Origin of the sequence: Nocardia sp. NBC_00565 (genome assembly GCF_036345915.1) — a bacterium.
In the GTDB taxonomy this organism is placed as follows: domain Bacteria; phylum Actinomycetota; class Actinomycetes; order Mycobacteriales; family Mycobacteriaceae; genus Nocardia.
In genome coordinates, this window is sequence record NZ_CP107785.1 from 5,658,059 (window position 1) to 5,678,588 (window position 20,530).

Below are 20,530 nucleotides of genomic sequence, written 5' to 3' on the forward strand. Positions count from 1 at the left end.
AGGCGATCGATCGGTAGCGGGCAGCCCGGCCGAGCGACGATCGGCCATTGCACGCTCAGGCAGGTGCGGTGCGGCGGCGGATCGGACCGGTGGTCAGCCGGTGACCATGCGGAGGCCGCCGGGACGGCGACCGGCCAGTGCGTCGAGGGCGGTCGCGGTGGACTCATCCGCGGGTAGATAGATGAGCAGCTGCTGGTCGTCGTCGGCGGAGAGATCAAGGGTTTCGTAGGTCAGGCGTAGGTTTCCCGCGTCGGGGTGGGTCAGGCGGGTGATGCCGGTGGCCGCGGCGAGGCTGGGAACGGATTCGACCCGGCGGGTGAACTCCGCACCCGCGGCAATGGTGAGTTCGTCGGCGAGTGCGGCGATATGCGGGTCGGTACGGAACGGACCTGCCTTCAGCGCGGCGACCGTTTCGTCGGCGACGTGGTCCCAGTCGGGGTACGCCGTGCGGGCGTGGGGGTCGGTGAAGACGAACAGTGCCAGGTTGCGGTGCTCGTCGTCGAGAAGTCCGAGCGGAGCCATCAGGCGTTCGTAGCCGTCGGTCCAGGCGAGCACCTCACGCAAACGGTTGACGACCAGCGCGGGTGCGGGTTCCAGGCGATCGAGGATGGCGCGGACCGCGGGACGAACCTCGCGCGGTGGTTGCGCACCGCCCATACAGCTGAATCCGGCATCGGCGGACTTGGTGAGCCGGTGCAGGTGGATCCGTTCACTCGGCGCCAATCCGAGTGCGTCGGCGAGGGCGGACAGCACCGGCGGTGAGGGTCGGCGATCGCGGCCCTGCTCGAGGCGGGTGATGTATTCGACACTCACTCCGGCCAGGGTGGCCAGTTCGGCGCGGCGCAGTCCGGGAGTCCGGCGGCGCGGACCGGTGGGCAACCCGACCTGGGCGGGCGTCACCGCTTCGCGACGAGTGCGCAGGAACAGACCCAGCTCGTTATCACTCACTCCTCGACGGTACAAGCGCGGGCGTCGCCGAGGGTGACCCTGCCACTACCACTCTTCGCGCGGTCTTCCTGGTCGCGACGCCGGGCAGCAGATTGGGACTTGCGCAACCGACCCCGGTCACGCGGATACCGAAGGAGAACACCATGTCCAGTACACCCTTGAGGCTCGCGGTGATCATCGGCAGCGTTCGGGAGGGACGCTTCGCCCCCGCGGTCGCCAGCTGGTTCGTCGAGCAGGCGGCGCGCCACGGCGAGTTCGAGATCGACCTCATCGATCTGGCCGAGGCCGAACTGCCGTTGGCGCTGCCCGCGGTGTCCCCGATGCTCGAGCCCGATCCGGAACGTCCCGCCGGAATGGTCGACCTCAGCAGGCGGCTCAGCGCGGCCGACGCGTTCGTGATCCTCACTCCCGACTACAACCGCAGCTATCCGGCATCACTGAAGGCGGCCATCGACTGGCACTTCACCCAATGGGACGCGAAGGCCATCGGGTTCGTCGGCTACAGCGGCGCGAGCGGCGGCCTGCTCGCCATCGAACACCTGCGCCAGGTCTTCAACGAACTCAACGCCCACACTGTCCGCAACTACGTCAGCTTCCCGCGCTACTACCTCCTCTTCGATGCCGAGGGCAAGCTGCGCGAACCCGAGGAGCCGGCCGCCGCCGCCCAGGCCATGCTCGACCAATTGCACTGGTGGGCAAGCGCCCTCACCGCCGCCCGCGCCGTCCCCGCCGCCTGATCGACACGAACGACCATGCGGCGGCCGCGCTGGCGCACATCTAGTGGGCGTCGCGGCAACTAGATGTGCGAGCTCGCGCGCACCGGCAGGGGCGTCGAGGGTGGGTGGTGGCGTCGCGTCGGGAGGAAGTGGGTGGGCGATAGGGTTCGGGGGTGGCTGTCTACTCCTCGGATCTGGAACTCGCGCTGCGGTTGGCCGATGCGGCTGATGGGATTACCCGGGCGCGGTTCGGTGCGCTGGATCTGAAGGTCGATTCGAAGCCGGATCTGACGCCGGTGTCGGATGCCGATCTGGCGGTGGAGCAGGCGATCCGGCAGGTGCTCGGTCAGGAACGACCGCAGGATTCGGTGCTCGGTGAGGAGTTCGGCGGTGACGTCGAACTCAGCGGACGGCAGTGGGTGATCGATCCCATCGACGGCACCAAGAACTTCGTGCGGCGGGTGCCGATCTGGGCGACGTTGATCTCGCTACTCGACGATGGTGTGCCCGTGGTCGGCGTGGTGAGCGCGCCTGCACTGACTCGGCGGTGGTGGGCGGCCGCGGGATCCGGCGCTTGGGCGAGCTTCGATTCCGATGCGCCGACCGCGATTTCGGTCTCCGCAGTGAGTGAGCTCGGCTCCGCGAGCCTGGCCTTCTCCAGCCTCTCCGGCTGGCGCGAACGCGGCCTGCGCGAGCATTTCCTGAACCTCACCGACGAAGTGTGGCGGGTCCGCGGCTACGGCGACTTCTTCAGCTACTGCCTACTCGCCGAAGGCGCGGTCGATATCGCCACCGAACCCGAAGTATCCCTATGGGATCTCGCCGCCCTCGACATCCTGATCCGCGAAGCGGGCGGCCACTTCACCTCCCTCAACGGCACCCCAGGCCCCCACGGCGGCGACGCCATAGCCACCAACAGCCTCCTCCACACCAAAGTCCTCACCCACCTGCACCCGTGAAAGCGCTGGTGCGGGTAAACGGCGACCTGCATCAATGCATTCTCAGGAGTTTCTCCATGAGGACTACGTGGGATGTGCCGTGGAATTGCGGGGGTAGTTCGGTTTCGCGGATCTCGGTGAAACCCTGTGCGGTGTAGTACTTGCGGAGTACGGAGTTGTCGGCGGCGGTGTCGAGGCGTTGTCGTGCGATGCCGTTGGCGAGAGTGCGGGCGGCGCAGAATTGGATGATTCGGGTGCCGAGGTCGCGGCCGCGGAATTCGGGGGCGACCATGAGGCCGTGGATGTATCCGGCTGGGGTGTCGTCCTCGCCCCAGAATTCCGGGTCGCGCCAGACCAGGCGGACGGCCGCGGTCAAGACTCCCGGGCTGTCGCGCCAGACGAACCATTCGCCGCGGGCGGCCTCGCTGGCCACCGTCGCGGCAGGGTATTCGCCGGGCAGCCACTGGCCGATGCCGTTGTCGATCATCCAGTGCGCGAGGCGATCCCGCAGTCGAGCGATATCGGCGGCGTCGGCGGGTGTGGCCGCGACCATCGGGGCGGGTTCGGGGACCATCGGATCTGGTTGAGGCACAGATCCTTTCTATCGCCTCGGGGGACGCGCGTCGGTGCGAGGGCGACCGGCTGGATTCGGGTCGACGGCGTCTGGGATCAAGGCCGACCAACTCGAGTCGACCGGGATCGGCGGCCGCAGTGTCGCAGGCGCACTGATGCGCTATCGCCTCGGATCGGCGGGGGTCAGGTCGATACCTGCGGGTGGGCGTAGCCGATGGAGGGTTCCGTCCATGCTGGTGACGTACAGCGCCCAGGCGTCGCCGTCGCGCGCGATGCGCACGGAAGTCGCGCCGTCCGGTGGATTGCGCATCGGGCCGGGCTTGATGAGGCCGGTGATGATCGTGCATCCGGCACCGGTGGCCGGATCGATCTGGTAGACCGCGCCCTGGATGTGGTCGGCGACGAAGAGTTGGCCTGCCCGAGTCGCCTCCATATCGTCGGGCAGCACGATCAGATCGGGCGCCCCTGCCACCACGGTCGGATTATCGGGATCGTCGAGCGGCACGCGGAAGATACGCAGGGTGAGATTGTCGGCATAGATCGATTTCCCGTCGGGGGCCAGCGCCAGGCCATTCGACCACGGCAACGTGGACCAGGTCTTCGTGTACTCACCCGTGGACGGCCGGTAGCGCGAGATCCCGGTCGGCGGGCCGGTGATGCCGATGGTGCTGAACAGGAGGTCGCCGTTGGGCAGCTCCAGCAGCCCGTTCGGGCCGGCCAGCTCGGTGAGCAGAATCGTGACCGCACCGGTATCGATGTCGTAGCGGCGCAGGGTGCCCGGTTGTTCGGCCACGCCGTCACCGGTGAGGAAGTAGACCGACCGGCCGACGACCCGCACCCCCGCCGGATGGTCCAGCCCGGTCACCAGCTTCTGGAACTTCCCATCGGCATCAATGTGGGCCAGGAATCCATCCGCAATTCCAGTGACGTAGAAACCGCCGGCCCCGTCGGTATCGAGATTCTCCAGATTCCCGACCCCGCTGACGATCGTCGAAGCCTCCCACCCATCCGCACACGACCCCGAGGGCGTCTCCGCCGCCGCGGTCGCCCCGGTCACGACAGTGCCCGCCACAACCGCCACGGTCAGCGCCACCGCCCGAATCCGCCGACTCGCCAGCCCGTTCGCCATGCGGCACAACCTAACAGCCGCTCCGACCCGTCGCACACCACGTAAGCGCCAAGTGTTGCCGGCCGCGTCAGACAGCCGGTCTCCCATATCCACGCACGTCAGTGCCCGACAACAGGTGCTCAACGAGGGTGCAGCCGTGTCGTGCGCGCGCCGCGTCGGTACATCGTCGATCCGCCGCCCATGGGTAGCCGGCCCCTGAAGTCCATATCCCGGGCGGGTCAGCGGCTCAGGCCCGGCGACCAGTCCGGGGCGGAGGTCCGCCCCGGACTCCTCGACTCACGGAATGAACAGCATGCCGATCATGTTGACGATCCCGGAGACGAACTGATCGATAGTGCGAATAACCATGGCATCTCCTTACTTGTGTAGTGAGAAAACAGCCTCGACCGGATCCACGCGCCGAGCGCTGTGGGACGGCACCTGCGAATAGGCGTCGATCAATCTTCGTTGCGGCAGGCGATGGGGATTGCTCGCTATTTCCCCAATTTTCTTGCCGATCAAGATCATTCATCGTAAAGCGGGCAATTCGGCCCACGCTGACCCACGGCGCGGGCGGCACAGCCCGTCCTTCGTCAACAACCTGCCCGCCGATATCGCCGACAGCCTGGTCCAGCAGACCGCGGCGGCCATTCCCGGCGGCACCGTTGCGCAGAGCATGCTCGCCGAATCCATCGATATCACCGACGATCTGGCGCGAATCACCGTGCCGACGCTGATCGTGAACGCCACGCAGGACCTCCTTGGTGGATCCGGCGAATTCACGGCTGCTCGCGTCCGCGATTCCCGGAGGCGAGTACACCGAGATCGCCGCCGGGCACGTTCTCATGGCCGAACAGCCCGAGTTGTGGTGGCAGACCATCGTGGACTTCCTCGACCGCCATCAGCTCTGACCGCGGCGATCGAGGCTGCCGGTCAGCTAAGTTGTTTCGCCTGTGGCCACAACTGCGCCAACGAGGCGCGCGGCGCCCGACAGATGAACAGCGGTTGGCCTTGTTCGTCGTTGTCGATGCCGAGACCGTTGTCGATATGACCGGCGGGTTCGATCTCGCCGAAAACGCCCGCCAATTGGTCGCGACCGATCCCGACTGTCAGCACGGCCGTCGCGGAATCGCTCGGCGGACCCCACCACCAGTAAGAGTTGTGGCCCGAATGCGGAATCGGCAAATCGTAAGCGGCACCGAAGCGTTCGATGGCGCCCGCCTCCCCATAATTGTCGGTGAGAATCGCGACGTCGGGCCCTAGACGCGCGCGGACTTCGCCTATCCTGGCGACGAATTCGGGCCATCCGATGGTTTCGCCCGCGTCGTAGTTGATGGCGAGCACCGGCGAATCCCGCAGCGTCGAAACGGGTAACACCGGCAGAAACAGCACAGCCGAGGCGACGCCGTTGACAGTGAGCACCGAACCGACTGCCGCCCAACGGATTCGCCGATCCCCGAGCCGTGCGGCGACCGGCACCGCACCGGCGGCCAGCAGCACTGGATACATCCCGCCCAGGTAGTAGGCCTTACCGCCGCTGGCCGCGAACACCACGAACAGCACCGCATACGCGACAACGAAGGCGCGCCGGCGCGCGTCCCGCCACAGCCGCCAGAGCCCGAATCCCCACAGCGGCGCCAGCAATGGACCCATCAGCCCGAATTGCGACAGGACGAACGCGAACAGCGAATCCGAGGTCCCGGAGGATCCTCCCGCGATCGCCCGGCTCAGCTCCCATTGCGGCCAGTCATTGTTCGCCTGCCACACCAGATATGGCAGCCAGATCGCTACGGCAAGCCCGACCGCCATCGGAAAGTATCTGGTAGCGAAGACCTTTCGTGGACCGACCAGAATCAGCGCCAGCACCAACGCCGCCACGGGAAAAATCAGCAGCAGCTTGTTCTGCAACCCGATGCCGACAACCAGTCCCGCCGCGAGCCACCACTGCGGAGCAATCGGCCGATGCTCATCCGCTCGATTCCGCTCGACATGGCGCGCTTCGGAGTCGCGCAGCAGCAGCAACACCAGCAGGCAAACCAACGCCACCGCCGCCATATCGAAACTGGCGGTGGACAGCAGATGCCCGATACCCAGCACCATCGCCGCACTCGCGACCGCTACCGACGCCAAGATCTGCGCCCCACGCCCGCCCCCCAGTTCACGCGCCATCAACCCCGCGCACACCACAACGAACGTCGCCGCCAGGATCGACGGAAGTCGCAGCAGCAGTAACGAATCGGCATCGATCGCAGACATCGCGCGAGCCAGCAACGGCACCAAGGGCGGCTGGTCCGCATACCCCCAATCCAGATGCTTCCCCGCCGCTAGAAAGTACAACTCGTCCCGGTGGTAGCCATAGCGCGTCGCGCAGGCAGTCAGTAGTGCGGCAAACAGGACGGCGACTATGCACAGTTGTCGCCCCATAACTTTGGGCACTTGTCCAGCCTGACACACTTCCGCAGCGTATGCTGCACCTCGACGCCCTTCTTACTGAGGAGTAAGATAGACTTACTCTGGAGTAAGATAGCTGGGACAAGACCTCACCCCACCCACCCGAGAAAACAGGTGATGATGAGCACTCGAGACAGCGCAACGACGCGACGTCCGGATACGTCCGCGGTCGGCCTGAGCCATCCCAAGCGGGACTGGATGGGCGCGGCCATGCGGGTGATGACGACCATTACCGGGTCCGAGCTCGCCGAGAAGTACAACCTGCGCAAGCCGATCGAGCGGGTCACCTACGAAGGCACCAAGACCGGTTTCCGCACCCTCGGTGCCGCGACCCGCGCGTTCGGCAAGGTGGCCGGTGGCGGAGCACCGAAGCGCTTGGCCGACAACGAGTCCAAGAACAAGAACTTCTTCGACCTGACCCCGAGCGACGAGCAGCAGATGATCGTCGAGACGGTCCGGGAATTCGCCGCCGAGATCCTGCGCCCGGCCGCCTACGAGGCCGATAACGCCGCTAAGGCGCCGCGGGATCTGCTCGAGCGCGCCGCCGAACTCGGCATCACCCTGATCAATGTGCCCGAGGAACTCGAGGGTGCGGCCGCCGAGCGCGGCGCGGTGACCAACTCGCTGGTCGCCGAGGCCCTCGCGCATGGCGATATGGGCCTGGCCCTGCCGATCCTCGCGCCGAGCGGTGTCGCAGTCGCCCTGTCCCAGTGGGGCACCGACGCGCAGCAGCAGACCTACCTGCCCGCCTTCACCGGCGAGAATGTGCCGCAGGCCGCGGTCGTGATCAGCGAGCCGCGCGCCCTGTTCGATCCGTTCGCGCTGCAGACCAAGGCGACCCGCTCCCCCAGCGGCTACCGCCTCAACGGCGTGAAGAGCCTGGTCCCGGCCGCCGGTGACGCCGAGCTATTCATCGTGGCCGCCGAACTCGACGGCCGCCCCGCCCTGTTCATCGTGCCGTCCGATAGCGCAGGCCTGGTCGTGGAGGCCGATCCGAGTATGGGTCTGCGGGCCGCGGGTCTGGGTCGCCTACTGCTCAACAATGTCGCGGTCGGCACCGACGCCATTCTCGGTGACGGCGATGCCAAGCAGCGCGCCGAAGAGTACGCGGACGCGGTGCGGTTGGCTCGCCTCGGTTGGGCTTCGCTCGCCATCGGCACCGGTCAGGCCGTGCTGGACTACGTGATTCCGTATGTGAACGAGCGCGAGGCGTTCGGCGAGCCGATTTCGCACCGCCAGGCGGTCGCGTTCATGGTCGCGAATATGGCGATCGAACTGGACGGCCTGCGCCTGGTGACCCTGCGGGGTGCCTCACGCGCGGAGCAGGGTCTGTCCTACGCCCGCGAGGCGGCACTGGCTCGGAAGCTGGCCGTGGACAAGGGCATGCAGATCGGCCTGGACGGCGTACAGCTGCTCGGCGGCCACGGCTTCACCAAGGAACACCCGGTCGAGCGCTGGTACCGCGATCTGCGGGCCATCGGCGTCGCCGAAGGTGTCGTGCTCATCTAACCGGCTGGTTCCTTCACTTCCAGGAGATATTCCATGATCAACCTCGAACTCCCCAAGAAGCTGCGGGCCAGCGCCAACCAGGCCCACCAGGTCGCCAAGGAGATCTTCCGGCCGATCTCGCGCAAATATGATCTCGGTGAGCACGATTACCCGGTCGAGCTCGACACGATGGCGGCCATGGTCGAGGGGCTCGCCGACTCCGGCACCCAGAAGATCGGCGGCGCGGCCGGTGGCCGCTCCGATGGCGACGAGCATGCCACCGAGCTGCTCGGAAACAGCAACGGCGGCAATATGTCCGCGCTGCTGAACGCCCTCGAGACCTCGTGGGGCGACGTCGGCCTGATGCTCTCGATCCCCTACCAGGGGCTGGGCAATGCGGCCATCGCGGCCGTCGCCACCGACGAGCAGCTGAAGCGCTTCGGCAAGGTGTGGGCCTCGATGGCGATCACCGAGCCGTCCTTCGGCTCCGACTCGGCCGCCGTCACCACCACCGCCGTACTCGATGGCGACGAGTGGGTCCTCAACGGCGAGAAGATCTTCGTGACCGCGGGGCAGCGCTCCACGCACATCGTGGTGTGGGCCTCGGTCGACCGCAGCCTGGGGCGCGCGGCGATCAAGTCGTTCGTCGTGCCACGGGACGCTCCGGGTCTGTCGGTGGCCCGGCTCGAGCACAAGCTCGGCATCAAGGCCTCCGACACCGCGGTACTGCTGTTGCAGGACTGCCGGATTCCGAAGGACAACATTCTCGGCAGCCCAGAGGTCAACGTGGAGAAGGGTTTTGCCGGGGTCATGCAGACCTTCGACAACACCCGCCCACTGGTTGCCGCGATGGCCGTCGGTGTCGCGCGTGCGGCGCTGGAGGAACTGCGCGCCATCCTGACCGACGCCGGTGTCGAGATCTCCTACGACATCCCGGCCAACAACCAGCACGCCGCGGCCGCCGAATTCCTGCGCATGGAAGCCGATTACGAGTCCGCGTACCTGCTGTCCCTGCGCGCCGCGTGGATGGCCGATAACAAGAAGCCGAACTCGCTCGAGGCCTCGATGTCCAAGGCCAAGGCGGGGCGCACCGGCACCGACGTGACGTTGAAGGCGGTCGAGTTCGCGGGTGCGATCGGCTACTCCCAGCGCACTCTGCTCGAGAAGTGGGGCCGCGACTCGAAGATTCTGGATATCTTCGAAGGCACCCAGCAGATCCAGCAGCTCATCGTCGCCCGCCGCGTCCTCGGGAAGACCAGTGCCGAGCTGAAGTAGCAAGTGCCACAACGGTAATCCGGTGCGAGTCGGTTCGTGACCCGCACCGGATTTCTGTTTGCCGAGGATCTGGACGCCACTGCCCACCCGAGTTCGGCCACCGCGATCTGAGCCCCTATTATCTGTGACCTGCCGCACAACAAACGTAATGGCCTGTATGTTCGCTCCGAACAATTCAGCGGACGAATTATCCATCGAGCTGTACCAAGAACCCCTTCAAGGAGACTGGTTATGCACAGGTTGGGCTTGATACGTCGCTTCACCGCCGCACTCGCGGCCTCGACCGCGATTGCGGTCGTCTTCGCAGGTCACGCCACCGCCGAACCGACGGCGATCGACTGGAACGTGGCCACCCAGAAGTTGCGGGCGGCCGCCAGTGGCAACCCCGCGGCCGAGCAGGCCGTTGACCGGCTGCTGGCATCCGGACATATCGCCACACAAGTTGCCTTGCCCCCGCAGCCGTTCCAGTACCCCGCGCAATCCGATATCGGCCGCGGCGCGGGCCCCGGCGTCTACGGATCCGGTATCGCACTCGGGCTCGACGGCTTCCGCCTCGGCTTCTTCGGCGGACCCGGCACCATCGCCCCGAACCAGGACGGAGCCAGGCTCGAGGTGCTCTGGATCAACCTGTCCAACGGCCGCAGTGGCACCGAGGCGCTCTACGAACACGAGGATGCCCCGATGGACACCACCATCCGCACACGCGCCTTGGACACCGGCGGCGGCCTGGTCGTCGCGGCGGTCTACGGATCACTGCGGCACCGCTCGCCGGTTCCGGTGAGCGATGCCAATCCCGATGGTTTCCAGTACCAACTCGGCACCATCTCCGTCCCCTCCTTCGGCGCCATCTACAACTAACCGCCGACTGACGCGAAAGCCCGGCACCGCATGCTGTGCCGGGCTTTCGCGTAGCGAAACCCCGATGCTGAACCATTGCCAGCAATTACGTAATTCCGTAAATTTGCCCTCGTGAGCCTGGAAGAACGACTAGCGGAGCTGGAACGGCGACTCGCGGCCCTGGAGCTCGCCCGGGATGGCAATGGGCCAGCGAATGGATCCGCCGCGCCGGAGGGTTGGGCGTTGCGAGGTCTCCACGAGGAGTTCGCGGACGAGCGCAACGGCGGGGTGATGTTCGCCGGATCGGGTCGACTACCCAGCGATGAGCAGTTCGGCTGGCAGGTCCAGTTCAGTACCGACGACATCGTCGCCTACGACTGGGACGACGCCGCCGAATGCCTTGCCGCCCTTGGCAGTCCGGTCCGACTACGAATCCTGCGAGAAATCATCCGCGGCAGCCGAACCGCCGCCGAACTCACCGACCTCGACGAGGTCGGCACCTCCGGCCAGATCTACCACCACCTACGCCAACTAGCCGCCACCGGCTGGCTACACACCGTAGGCCGAGGCCGCTTCGAAGTCCCACCCAACCGCGTCGTGCCGCTACTGGTCGCCCTCGCGACGGCCCGGCGGTAGGGATCATGCTGGGGGATAGGGTTCGAGATGGGATGAAATGCGGGTGAGATGTCGGTGATAGGTGCGGGGCGGAGCGTGGTCGGCACAGTCAACTGACCATGGAAAGAGCTCGACATGACCACTCCTCTTGTCCGCCCTGTTCTGACGATTGCCTTCGCGACCATCGCGGTATTCGGTGCGGGTAGTGCCGCGGCGGAACCGACCTATACGCCCGAGGGGTTCCGGTCGCCCTCCGGCAATATCACCTGCGTGTCCGGTGGTGGGGCGGTCGCGTGCGAGATCAATGATCACGCCTATGCGAACCCACCGCGCCCCGAGGATTGCCACGGCAGCTATGGCGACCGGTTCGCTATGCGCAACGGCGCGATCCCGATCATCGTGTGTCACAACGACACCATCCGCGACGAGAGCCTGCCGATTCTGTCCTATGGCGAGGCCTACGTCCGGGGTGATCTGCGCTGTGTGAGCTCGACCTCGGATGTCACCTGCACCAACACGCGCACCTACCACGCGTTCACGCTCTCGCGCGATAGCTACGAGCTGCGCTGACCGGCGGCCGCGCGGCCCGATCCGAGCCACGATCGGGACGCGCCGCCACCCACATCTCCGCAGGCCGGGCGCGATTCGGCGGCAATGTGTGATCCATGACACTGCCGCTGATACGGTTGAGCAACAGAAACGCATGTTCGATATCGCTAGGTCGTGTGCCGACGCGAGTTCCTGGTGGAGGTGTTCGACGATGAAGTTGGCGCACGCGCTGGAGGTTGCGAAGGCATTCGGGGTATTGCGCTCGCGCGGGGTCAGCGATCCCAAGAAGCCGCTGGAGACGCTGCGGACGGTCAAGGAATCACAGGTCTACGGCCCGCAGGCGACGCTGATCCGGCATTCGGCCCGCGTCGCGCCCAACTCCCCCGCACTGGTCGACGAACGCGGTGAGCTGACCTACCGCCAGCTCGACGAGCAGTCGACCGCGATCGCGCGCGGACTGCGGCAGGCGAATCTGACCGAAGGGTCCGTGGTCGGCGTGCTGGCGCGCGATCACCGCGGCCTGATCCTCGCGATGGCCGCCGCGGGCAAGCTCGGCGTGCGGGTCGCGCTGATGAACACCGGATTCGCCAAGCCGCAATTCGCCGAGGTCTGTGCGCGCGAGAAGGTCAAGGCCGTCCTGCATGACAGCGAGTTCCTCGGCCTGCTCGACGCGTTGCCCACCGATCTGCCGCGCTACCTCACCTGGGTCGACGAGGGCACCGAATTACCCGATGGCGCACAGACTCTCGACGATCTGATCGCCGCCAACTCGACCGCGGAGCTGCCCGCGCCGTCCAAGCCGGGCGGGTTCGTCATCCTGACCAGCGGCACCACCGGCCTGCCCAAGGGCGCACCGCGCAGTAAGGTGACCCCGTTGGCGACCGCCCAGATGGTGGACCGAATTCCGTTCCCGGTCAAGGGAACTCAGGTCATCGTGTCGCCGATCTTCCACAGCACCGGCCTCGGCACCTACCTGGTCGCCTCCGCGATGGGCAACAAAGTGGTGGTGCGGCGCCGCTTCGACGCCGAGGCGACGCTGAAGATGGTGGCCGACCACAAGGCCGAGATGCTGGTCGCGGTGCCGACCATGCTGCATCGGATGACCGAACTGGCTCCGGAGATCCGCGCCAAATACGACACCACATCGCTGACATGCATTCTGCTCGCGGGTTCGGCGCTCGCACCGGAACTGTGTGTCAAGGCGACGCAGATCTTCGGCCCGGTCCTCTACAACCTGTACGGGTCGACCGAATGCGCCGTCGCCACCGTCGCGAGCCCGGAGGATCTGGCCATCGCACCCGGCACCGTCGGGCGCGCGCCGATCACCTGCGAAGTTCGGCTCTACGACGATAACGACAAGCAGGTCACCGCGATCGACACCACCGCGCGCATCTTTGTGCGCAGCGGCGCGCCGTTCGAGGGCTATACCGACGGCAGGCAAAAGCAGATCATCGATGGCTACATGTCCAGCGGCGACGTCGGGCACTTCGACGAGCACGGTCTGCTGATGGTGGACGGTCGCGACGACGACATGATCGTATCCGGCGGCGAGAACGTCTTCCCGCAGGAGGTGGAGAACCTGCTGCTGGAGCGCCCTGATGTGTTCGACGCGGCGGTCGTCGGCGTCGACGACGTCGAATTCGGCAAGCGCCTGCGCGCCTTCGTCGTCCCCGAACCCGGTCACGCCCCCGACGGCGAGGAGATCAAGGCCTACGTCAAGGAGAACCTGGCACGCTACAAGGTGCCGCGCGAGGTCGTCTTCCTCGATGATCTGCCGCGCAATCCCACCGGCAAGCTGCTGCGCCGCGTACTGGTCGAGTACGACGTCACGGCGTAGTCGAGTCCCCGGCCGAAACCGGGGCTTACCAGCGGCTTCCATGCTTTCCCACGGCTGGCGAGACCACCCGGTGAGATACATGACACACCCGGTTACAGATGCTTGCTATTGTTAGCGGCAGCACTGGATCTCGTAGTTGCGGTCCACACCACCCCCGGTCCCGGTGGGCGGACTGCGGAAGGCGTTGTCGAATGTCTCTATCTCTGCCCGCGTTACATGGCCCCGTCCGGAAGGCGGGCGATCTCGCCCAAGGCGTGAATGTCATGGTCAAGCGGCGGTTGTTCAATCCGCTCCGACCCGATCACGCGGCCAGGTCCGCGTTCAACGTGCTGAAGTTCGGCCCGTTCGCCGGTGTCGTCATGCACGCGGCACAGACCAGGCCGACCGCGGCCGCCATCGTCGATGAACGCGGCGAGGTGAGCTTCGGCCAACTCAACGAGCAATCGAGTGCGCTGGCGCGTGGTCTCGAAGCGCAGGGCATCAAGCCCGGTGATGTGGTCGCCCTGTTGGCGCGCGATCACCGCGGCATGGTGCTGAGCCTGCTCGCGACCGGCAAGCTCGGCGTCCGCACGGTCCTGATGAATACCGGCTTCGCCAAACCGCAGTTCGCCGATGTCGCCGAGCGCGAGAACGTCAAGGCCGTACTGCACGACAGCGAATTCCTCGACCTGATGAGCGCGATCCCGGCCGAGATCCCCCGCGTGCTCACCTGGGTCGACGAGAAGGACAACGTCGATCCGACGGTCGCGACCATCGAATCGCTGATCGCGGGCCGTTCCACCGCGCCGGTGCCCGCGCCCGCGAAGCCGGGCGGCATGGTCATCCTGACCAGCGGCACCACCGGCACCCCGAAGGGCGCACCGCGCGATCGGGTCAGCCCGTTCGCCTCGGCCCAGTTCGTCGACCGGGTTCCGCTGCCGAACAACGGCACCATGATCATGGCCGCGCCGATCTTCCACGGCACCGGCCTGTCGCAGTTCACCCTTGGTCTGGCACTCGGCAACCGGGTGATCTTCCAGCAGCGCCGGTTCGATCCGGCGCAGACGCTCGCCAATATCACGCAGTACCAGGCGGATTCGCTGGTCGTGGTGCCGACCATGCTGCAGCGCATCCTCGACCTCGGCGACGACGTACTGGCCGAGTACGACCCCAGCACCATCAAGGTGATCTTCGCGGCGGGTTCGGCCATCGCGCCCGACGTCGTCACCCGCACCCTCGACTACTTCGGCGACAGCCTCTACAACCTGTACGGCTCCACCGAATGCGCGGTCATGACCGTCGCGACCCCCGACGATCTGCGCAAGGCGCCGACCACCGCGGGCAAGGCGCCGGTCGGCATCCGGATCGTGCTGCTGGACGAGAACCGCAAGCCGATCACCGCGCCGAATGTCACCGGCACCATCTTCGTCGACAATGGCTTCGCCTTCACCGGCTACACCGACGGCCGCACCAAGGAGATCGTGGACGGCATGATGTCCAGCGGCGATGTCGGGCACTTCGACGCCGACGGTCTGCTCTACATCGACGGCCGCGACGACGACATGATCGTCTCCGGCGGCGAGAACGTCTTCCCGCTCGAGGTGGAGAATCTGATCGCGGGCCGCGAGGACATCTTCGAGGCCGCGGTGGTCGGCGTGGACGACCGGGAATTCGGAAAGCGGTTGCGCGCCTTCGTCGTTCCGGGTCCGGAGTCCAAGCGCGACGCACAGGAGATCAAGGATTACGTCAAGGCGAATCTGGCGCGGTACAAGGTGCCGCGTGAGGTCGTCTTCCTGGACGAGTTGCCGCGCAACGCGACCGGCAAGCTGTTGCGCAAGCCGTTGATCGAAATGGAAATCGACGCGACCTAGTTCACTCCGCCGCCAGCCGCACACCCTTTCGAATTTCCGGGCCGGATTCCCGCGTGATCGCGGTCCGTGGGAAATCGAGAGGTGTGCGGCTTTCGTTTTCCTTCCATGTGGAAACTCGACGCATCCTGTGATTGCGGCCGCAGTACGGGTCGGCAATCCGCCGCAATTGGTCCGCTATCATCAGCGCGTGAGTATCGAGTTCGGCCCGGCCGCTGCGGGGCAACGCAGCGCCGTCGCGCGGGTGCGCGGCGCGGGTGCCGGTTCGATCTCCGGTGCGATTTCCGTTGCGGCCCATGGGTGGGCCTCCGGTGGGATGCCGCCGAGCGGGACCACGCTCGTTCTCCTCGCGGCGGCCTGCGCCGTCGTCGGCGCGCTGGTCGCCGGCCTCGCGCCGCTGCGCGAGACCTCGGTCGGGCTGATCGCGGTGCTCATCGCTGGTCAGCTGCTCGGCCACCTCACCATGGGCTGGAGTTCGGGGCAGATGCATCACGGTGATGCCCAGCTCGGTCCCGGCATGCTCACCGCGCACCTGGTCGCGGCCATGCTCGCGGCCGTGGTGATCCGCGGCGCGGAAGCCGCCTATCGGATCGGTTGCGCGGTGCTGTCGCGGGTGCTGCCGATGCGCTATCACCCGCCCGCGATCGCGGGCCCGGTACCGCCGTTCCTGACGCATCGCGATCGGGTCGTCCTGCGGATCTTCGCCGCGGAATCGCTGCGTACGCGCGGTCCGCCGCTCGCCATTCGTCTCTGACATCCCTTACCCGATGCACCAGCCACGCTGGTGCGTCGTCGTCACCGCGCGAACATCTTCGGTGGTTCGGGTTTCGCACCAACGATGTGAAATCGGCTCCCCCGAAGCATGATTCGCCGACTGTCGCCTGCCGACCGCAGGATTCGCCCAGGCCCCACCGTCGTCCATGAATACGGCGTTCGACGACGGGCCGGATTCCGATGATCCGCGCGGCAACGGCGAAAGTCCGACGACTTCCGGGTTCTCCGCACTCCAGAAACGAATCACCATGAGCATTACCGATATCGATCCACCGGATGCCGAATCACCGGCTCCGGCAACGGAAACGACCAAACGGCCGCGCAACGGCCTCTACCCCCTCGCGATGCGTCTGCATTTCTATGCCGGCATCTTCATCGCACCGTTCATCCTCATCGCCGCGGTCACCGGAGCGCTCTACGCGATCTCCCCGACGCTGGAATCCATCACCTCGCACGACCTGCTGAAGGTCGAGCCGAACGGCGCAACGCGGTCGCTCGCCGAACAGGTCACCGCGGCCGTCGCCACCCAGCCGAATCTGCAGTTGGCCGCGGTGGCTCCGGCGCCCGAGGCCGATGACACCACTCGGGTGCTGTTCGACGACCCGTCGCTCGGCGAGTCCGAGCGGCGCGCCGTATTCGTGAACCCGTACACCGCGCAGCCGGTCGGCACCGATGTCGTCTACGGCAGTTCGGGTGCACTGCCGCTGCGCACCTGGATCGACCGGCTGCACCGGGATCTGCATCTGGGCGAGCCCGGGCGCATCTACAGCGAGCTCGCCGCCTCGTGGCTGTGGGTTGTCGCACTGGCCGGTCTGGTGCTGTGGATCCGCCGGGTTCGCGGCCGCCGCAACCGGAACTCGGCGGCCTGGCTGCTGGCGCCGGATGGCTCGCAGCAGGGACGCGGCCGGTCGATGAACTGGCATGGGGCCGTTGGCATTTGGATCCTGCCGGTGATCCTGCTGCTGTCGGCGACCGGGATGACCTGGTCGACCTACGCGGGTGAGAACATCACCGAGTTGCGCGAGCAGCTGAGTTGGACCACGCCTGCGGTGAGCACCGCTATGCCTGGCGCGAAGGCACCTCAGCACGCTGAACACCACGACGGTGCGGCCACGCCCGCGCCCGCGCCGGTCGATCCACAGACTCGGATCGCTCAGCTCGACGGGGTGTACGCCGCGGCGCGCGCCAATGGCGTTACCCAGGGCGCCGAGATCAGCATCCCGGCCGAGTCCGGTGTGGCGTTCGCGGCGAAGGAGCGGCGCATGCCCGGCACCTACACCGTCGACGCGGTCGCCGTCGACGGCGCGACCGGCGCGGTCACCGATAAGTTGGCCTATGCCGACTGGCCGCTCATGGCCAAGCTCACCAACTGGGGCATCCAGTTCCACATGGGCTTGATGTTCGGACCGCTCAACCAGTTGCTGCTGCTGGTCGTGATGATCGGCCTGATCACCGTGCTGGTGCTGGGCTATCTGATGTGGTGGAAGCGGCGGCCGACCCGCGGCACATCGCGGTTCGCGATCGGGCGCGCACCCCGTCGGGGCGCATTGCGGCAGACCTGGCCGTGGCCGGCGCTGCCCATCGTGGCGGCCGCGCTCGTTGTCGGCTGGTTCGTCCCGCTGGTCGGGCTGAGTCTGCTCGCCTTCCTCGCCGTCGATGTCGTCGTCGGCGGCATCGGACGCAAGCGCACCACGGTCTGACGGATCCCGCCGGGGCGTGAGGGGCTCCGGCGGTTACCGATCGACCTACGGCACGTCAGAGGTATAACGTCTATCCGCGCGAAATCGAGGAACTACTCTACGAACATCCGGATGTGGTGCAGGCCGCGGTGATCGGCGTTCCTGACACCCGGCCTCGCATCGCACTACCTTGTGGCCTGGCTGATCGCCCGCCTGGAAAGTGTCGAAGCGGCCGAAAGCGCTCTGCACTACGTCGCTCCGGTCGGCGAGAAGGAAGACTACGTGGCACGTGCGATGCGCAACATCAGCCCATACCTGCACGAGGAACTGGCCACCGTGTCGAAATAACCTGCCCCACAACAGAATACGCTCCCTCTCCGGCGATCGGGGCGAGGGGCGTCGCTTCCTACCGTCATCGAATCCGCCGATCACCTGTGGGTCCAACCGGGCTAGCATGCTCAGCGGGGATTTCCCAGGGGATGAAGTGGCCGCCGTGCGGGTGGGCGTTGATCGCGGCTTCGGCCGTGCGCCAGTCGTAGTCGGTGTGCCAGTACTCGACGAGTTCCCGCAAGTAGCGGCGGTCGATGCCGTAGTATCCGTCGTCGTTGCCCGCATCGTCGGGCCAGCGCGTCGATGCGAGTCGTTGCCGGAGATCGGCGAGCACCGCATCGGGCACGTGGATCGGCGTCGCCTGCAGTGGGAACGGCCGGGGCTCGACAAAATCAGCTCGACTCAATCGTCATCTCCTGCAACCGCTTCGCGACGTCTCGCAATGCTCCGACCGTAGCATTGCGCGATCTCGCCCCCGAGCTGGTCAGGATTCGGGGGCCGAATCCGACTCGGCGGCAGGCGCATCGCCCTTCGTCGGCACGGCAACCGGGCGCAACAGCACCCAGACCAGGAAGGCGATGGCCACCGCGCCCATACCGAGACCCGCCCAGAGGTTCACGTTCACGCCACCGGTCTTGGCCTCCTCGGCGGCCGTATCGTGCACCAGCCCGGTTACGATCAGGATGACCGCATAACTGCCGAGCAATGTGCCGACGATGGTGCGGATATCGAAAAGCATCGGCTGGCCTCCTTATCCGACGAAGATGTTGAGGGCGATGACCAGGACCAGGGCAATGCCCGCGAGCAGTACCGGACGCTGATACCAGGGCAGGCCGGCCTCGTCCGGATCGTGACGCATTTCCTTCGGCGTCTCCGAATACACGAGACCGACGAGTTCGGCATCCGGTTTCGACTGCGTCACCTGGGTGACCGCGACGCTCACGACGATATCGACGACGAAGGCGACACCGGCCGCCACGAAACTCGAACCCTGGCCGGACAATTCGAAGACTTCGGTTTTATGCAGAATGAAAACGATGATGGCCGAAACGGTTCCGCAGACCAGACCCATCCAACCCGCGGTCGGCGTCATCCGCTTCCAGAACATACCGAGGATGAACGTCGCGAACAGTGGCGCGTTGAAGAAGCTGAACAGCGTCTGCAGATAGTCCATCATATTGCTGAAATTGCCCGCGATGAACGCGGTTCCGATCGCCGCGACGGTCGCACCGACGGTGGCCAGGCGACCGACGGTCAGGTAATACCCATCGGGCCGATCGCGGCGCACATATTGCTGCCACAGGTCGTAGCTGAACACTGTATTGAAGGCCGAGATATTGGCCGCCATACCCGCCATGAACGCCGCGAGCAATCCGGCGAGCCCGACGCCGAGCAGACCATTCGGCAGCACATCCTTCATCAGATACAGCAGCGCCTGGTTATAGGTGACATCGCCGGAGAAGTTCGGATCGGCCGTCACCGCCGCCTTGTACTCGCGCATCTGCGGCACCAGCACCGCGCTGATCATGCCGGGAATCACCACGATCAACGGAATGAACATCTTCGGGTACGCACCGATGATCGGAGTGCGTCGCGCGGCCGAGATGGAATGCGTCGCCAGCGCGCGCTGTACCTCGACGAAGTTGGTGGTCCAGTATCCGAACGAGAGCACGAACCCGAGCCCGAATACGAGGCCGATCACCGACAGGAAGTTATTGGAGAACCCGCTGAGCGCATTGCCCGGCCAGGACTCCAACTGTTCGGCACCGCCCGGTGACGCGGTCACCTTGTCCCGCAACCCTTCCCAGCCACCCGCCTTGTGCAGGCCGACCAGGGTCAGCGGCAGCAGCGCGGCGACGATGACGAAGAACTGCAGCACCTCGTTGTAGATCGCCGCGGACAACCCGCCGAGGGTGATGTAGGAGAGCACGATGACCGCGGCGATGATCACCGACAACCACAGCGGCCAGCCGAGCAGCACATTCAGGATGGAACCGAGCAGATACAGATTCACCCCGGCAATGAGCACCTGCGCGATCGCGAAGCTCAACGCGTTGACCAGATGCGCGCCGGTGCCGAAGCGCCGCCGCATGAACTCCGGCACACTGCGCACCTTGGAGCCGTAGTAGAACGGCATCATCACCACGCCGAGGAACAGCATGGCGGGCACCGCGCCGATCCAGAAGTAGTGGAAGGTCGGGAAGCCGTATTCGGCGCCGTTGGCCGACATTCCCATGATCTCGACCGCACCCAGGTTGGCGGAGATGAAGGCGAGGCCGGTCACCCAGGCGGGCAGCGACCGCCCGGATAGGAAGAAGTCGATACTCGAAGAGATCCGCTGCCTGGCCAAGAGGCCGATGCCGAGTACGAACAGGAAATACAGCGCGACCAATGCGTAGTCGACAGGCGCCGCATCCAGCCGCAGGGTCGTTGAAGCCTGTACCGTGGCCCGGTCCAGCGCTGATATGAAAACGGTCGAATCGGCAAGCGGCACAGCGTTGTCCCTCCAGGCGATGAACCGGGCGTCGAGCAAGTCGTGCGTTTCTACTGTGCGTGATTGTGCCG

Annotated in this window: 21 protein-coding genes and 1 pseudogene; 14 read left to right on the forward strand and 8 right to left on the reverse strand. The window is 66.1% G+C overall.

Annotated features, from left to right (window positions below):
• Positions 1-93 precede the first annotated feature (93 nt).
• Entirely contained in the window at positions 94-948 is an 855-nt protein-coding gene (locus tag OG874_RS26455) for a helix-turn-helix transcriptional regulator (protein WP_330249835.1), read from the reverse strand.
• A gap of 143 nt (positions 949-1,091) precedes the next feature.
• On the opposite strand from OG874_RS26455, the gene OG874_RS26460 reads away from it, so the two are divergent.
• Together OG874_RS26460 and hisN are read left to right on the forward strand one after the other, a co-directional pair.
• Positions 1,092-1,685 (forward strand): NADPH-dependent FMN reductase, encoded by a 594-nt coding sequence (locus tag OG874_RS26460; RefSeq protein ID WP_330249836.1) that lies wholly within the window; start codon positions 1,092-1,094, stop codon positions 1,683-1,685.
• A 152-nt stretch (positions 1,686-1,837) separates the two neighbouring features.
• On the forward strand, positions 1,838-2,623 hold the full coding sequence (gene hisN, locus OG874_RS26465) for a histidinol-phosphatase (RefSeq protein WP_330249837.1): 786 nt from the start codon (positions 1,838-1,840) through the stop codon (positions 2,621-2,623).
• 31 nt (positions 2,624-2,654) lie between these two features.
• Here the strand turns inward: hisN and OG874_RS26470 are convergent, their stop codons facing one another.
• From OG874_RS26470 to OG874_RS26480, 3 genes are all read right to left on the reverse strand, one after another.
• On the reverse strand, positions 2,655-3,194 hold the full coding sequence (locus tag OG874_RS26470) for a GNAT family N-acetyltransferase (RefSeq protein WP_330249838.1): 540 nt from the start codon (positions 3,192-3,194) through the stop codon (positions 2,655-2,657).
• Positions 3,195-3,335: 141 nt separating this feature from the next.
• Positions 3,336-4,304, reverse strand: a complete 969-nt coding sequence (locus OG874_RS26475) for an SMP-30/gluconolactonase/LRE family protein (RefSeq protein ID WP_330249839.1) — start codon at positions 4,302-4,304, stop codon at positions 3,336-3,338.
• Between the two features lie 507 nt (positions 4,305-4,811).
• Positions 4,812-5,033 carry a hypothetical protein gene (locus OG874_RS26480; protein ID WP_330249840.1) on the reverse strand — a complete coding sequence of 74 codons (222 nt, stop codon included), beginning with the start codon at positions 5,031-5,033 and terminating at the stop codon, positions 4,812-4,814.
• Positions 5,034-5,047: 14 nt separating this feature from the next.
• Between OG874_RS26480 and OG874_RS26485 the strand changes: the two genes are divergently transcribed.
• Positions 5,048-5,194, forward strand: coding sequence for an alpha/beta fold hydrolase (locus OG874_RS26485; RefSeq protein ID WP_330249841.1), 147 nt, complete (start codon positions 5,048-5,050; stop codon positions 5,192-5,194).
• Between the two features lie 22 nt (positions 5,195-5,216).
• Here the strand turns inward: OG874_RS26485 and OG874_RS26490 are convergent, their stop codons facing one another.
• Positions 5,217-6,719, reverse strand: coding sequence for an ArnT family glycosyltransferase (locus OG874_RS26490; RefSeq protein WP_330249842.1), 1,503 nt, complete (start codon positions 6,717-6,719; stop codon positions 5,217-5,219).
• A gap of 129 nt (positions 6,720-6,848) precedes the next feature.
• Here OG874_RS26490 and OG874_RS26495 point away from each other — a divergent pair, with 129 nt between their 5' ends.
• The 11 genes and pseudogenes from OG874_RS26495 to OG874_RS26545 all read left to right on the forward strand — a co-directional run bounded on the left by OG874_RS26495 (position 6,849) and on the right by OG874_RS26545 (position 17,983).
• On the forward strand, positions 6,849-8,243 hold the full coding sequence (locus OG874_RS26495) for an acyl-CoA dehydrogenase family protein (protein ID WP_442943109.1): 1,395 nt from the start codon (positions 6,849-6,851) through the stop codon (positions 8,241-8,243).
• 33 nt (positions 8,244-8,276) lie between these two features.
• A complete protein-coding gene (locus OG874_RS26500) occupies positions 8,277-9,497 on the forward strand; it encodes an acyl-CoA dehydrogenase family protein (RefSeq protein WP_330249844.1) in 1,221 nt (406 codons plus the stop codon).
• Between the two features lie 231 nt (positions 9,498-9,728).
• Positions 9,729-10,355 carry a hypothetical protein gene (locus tag OG874_RS26505; protein WP_330249845.1) on the forward strand — a complete coding sequence of 209 codons (627 nt, stop codon included), beginning with the start codon at positions 9,729-9,731 and terminating at the stop codon, positions 10,353-10,355.
• A 111-nt stretch (positions 10,356-10,466) separates the two neighbouring features.
• Positions 10,467-10,970 (forward strand): ArsR/SmtB family transcription factor, encoded by a 504-nt coding sequence (locus tag OG874_RS26510; protein ID WP_330249846.1) that lies wholly within the window; start codon positions 10,467-10,469, stop codon positions 10,968-10,970.
• A 114-nt stretch (positions 10,971-11,084) separates the two neighbouring features.
• Complete coding sequence (locus OG874_RS26515) at positions 11,085-11,519, forward strand: DUF6636 domain-containing protein (RefSeq protein ID WP_330249847.1); 435 nt, start codon at positions 11,085-11,087, stop codon at positions 11,517-11,519.
• 190 nt (positions 11,520-11,709) lie between these two features.
• A complete protein-coding gene (locus OG874_RS26520; protein WP_330249848.1) occupies positions 11,710-13,335 on the forward strand; it encodes an acyl-CoA synthetase in 1,626 nt (541 codons plus the stop codon).
• 191 nt (positions 13,336-13,526) lie between these two features.
• Positions 13,527-15,185 carry an acyl-CoA synthetase gene (locus OG874_RS26525; RefSeq protein ID WP_330249849.1) on the forward strand — a complete coding sequence of 553 codons (1,659 nt, stop codon included), beginning with the start codon at positions 13,527-13,529 and terminating at the stop codon, positions 15,183-15,185.
• Positions 15,186-15,372: 187 nt separating this feature from the next.
• A complete protein-coding gene (locus OG874_RS26530) occupies positions 15,373-15,936 on the forward strand; it encodes a hypothetical protein (protein WP_330249850.1) in 564 nt (187 codons plus the stop codon).
• Between the two features lie 268 nt (positions 15,937-16,204).
• Positions 16,205-17,656 (forward strand): PepSY-associated TM helix domain-containing protein, encoded by a 1,452-nt coding sequence (locus OG874_RS26535; protein WP_330257414.1) that lies wholly within the window; start codon positions 16,205-16,207, stop codon positions 17,654-17,656.
• Between the two features lie 53 nt (positions 17,657-17,709).
• Positions 17,710-17,802: pseudogene (locus OG874_RS26540) on the forward strand (AMP-binding enzyme); the annotation flags it as partial.
• A 25-nt stretch (positions 17,803-17,827) separates the two neighbouring features.
• Entirely contained in the window at positions 17,828-17,983 is a 156-nt protein-coding gene (locus OG874_RS26545; RefSeq protein WP_330249851.1) for a hypothetical protein, read from the forward strand.
• A 64-nt stretch (positions 17,984-18,047) separates the two neighbouring features.
• Here the strand turns inward: OG874_RS26545 and OG874_RS26550 are convergent, their stop codons facing one another.
• The 3 genes from OG874_RS26550 to OG874_RS26560 form a co-directional block, all read right to left on the reverse strand.
• Positions 18,048-18,371: an epoxide hydrolase N-terminal domain-containing protein gene (locus tag OG874_RS26550; protein ID WP_330249852.1), complete on the reverse strand. Its 324-nt coding sequence runs from the start codon at positions 18,369-18,371 to the stop codon at positions 18,048-18,050.
• A 78-nt stretch (positions 18,372-18,449) separates the two neighbouring features.
• A complete protein-coding gene (locus OG874_RS26555) occupies positions 18,450-18,704 on the reverse strand; it encodes a hypothetical protein (protein WP_330249853.1) in 255 nt (84 codons plus the stop codon).
• 12 nt (positions 18,705-18,716) lie between these two features.
• Entirely contained in the window at positions 18,717-20,423 is a 1,707-nt protein-coding gene (locus tag OG874_RS26560) for a sodium:solute symporter family protein (protein ID WP_330257415.1), read from the reverse strand.
• Between the last annotated feature and the right edge of the window lie 107 nt (positions 20,424-20,530).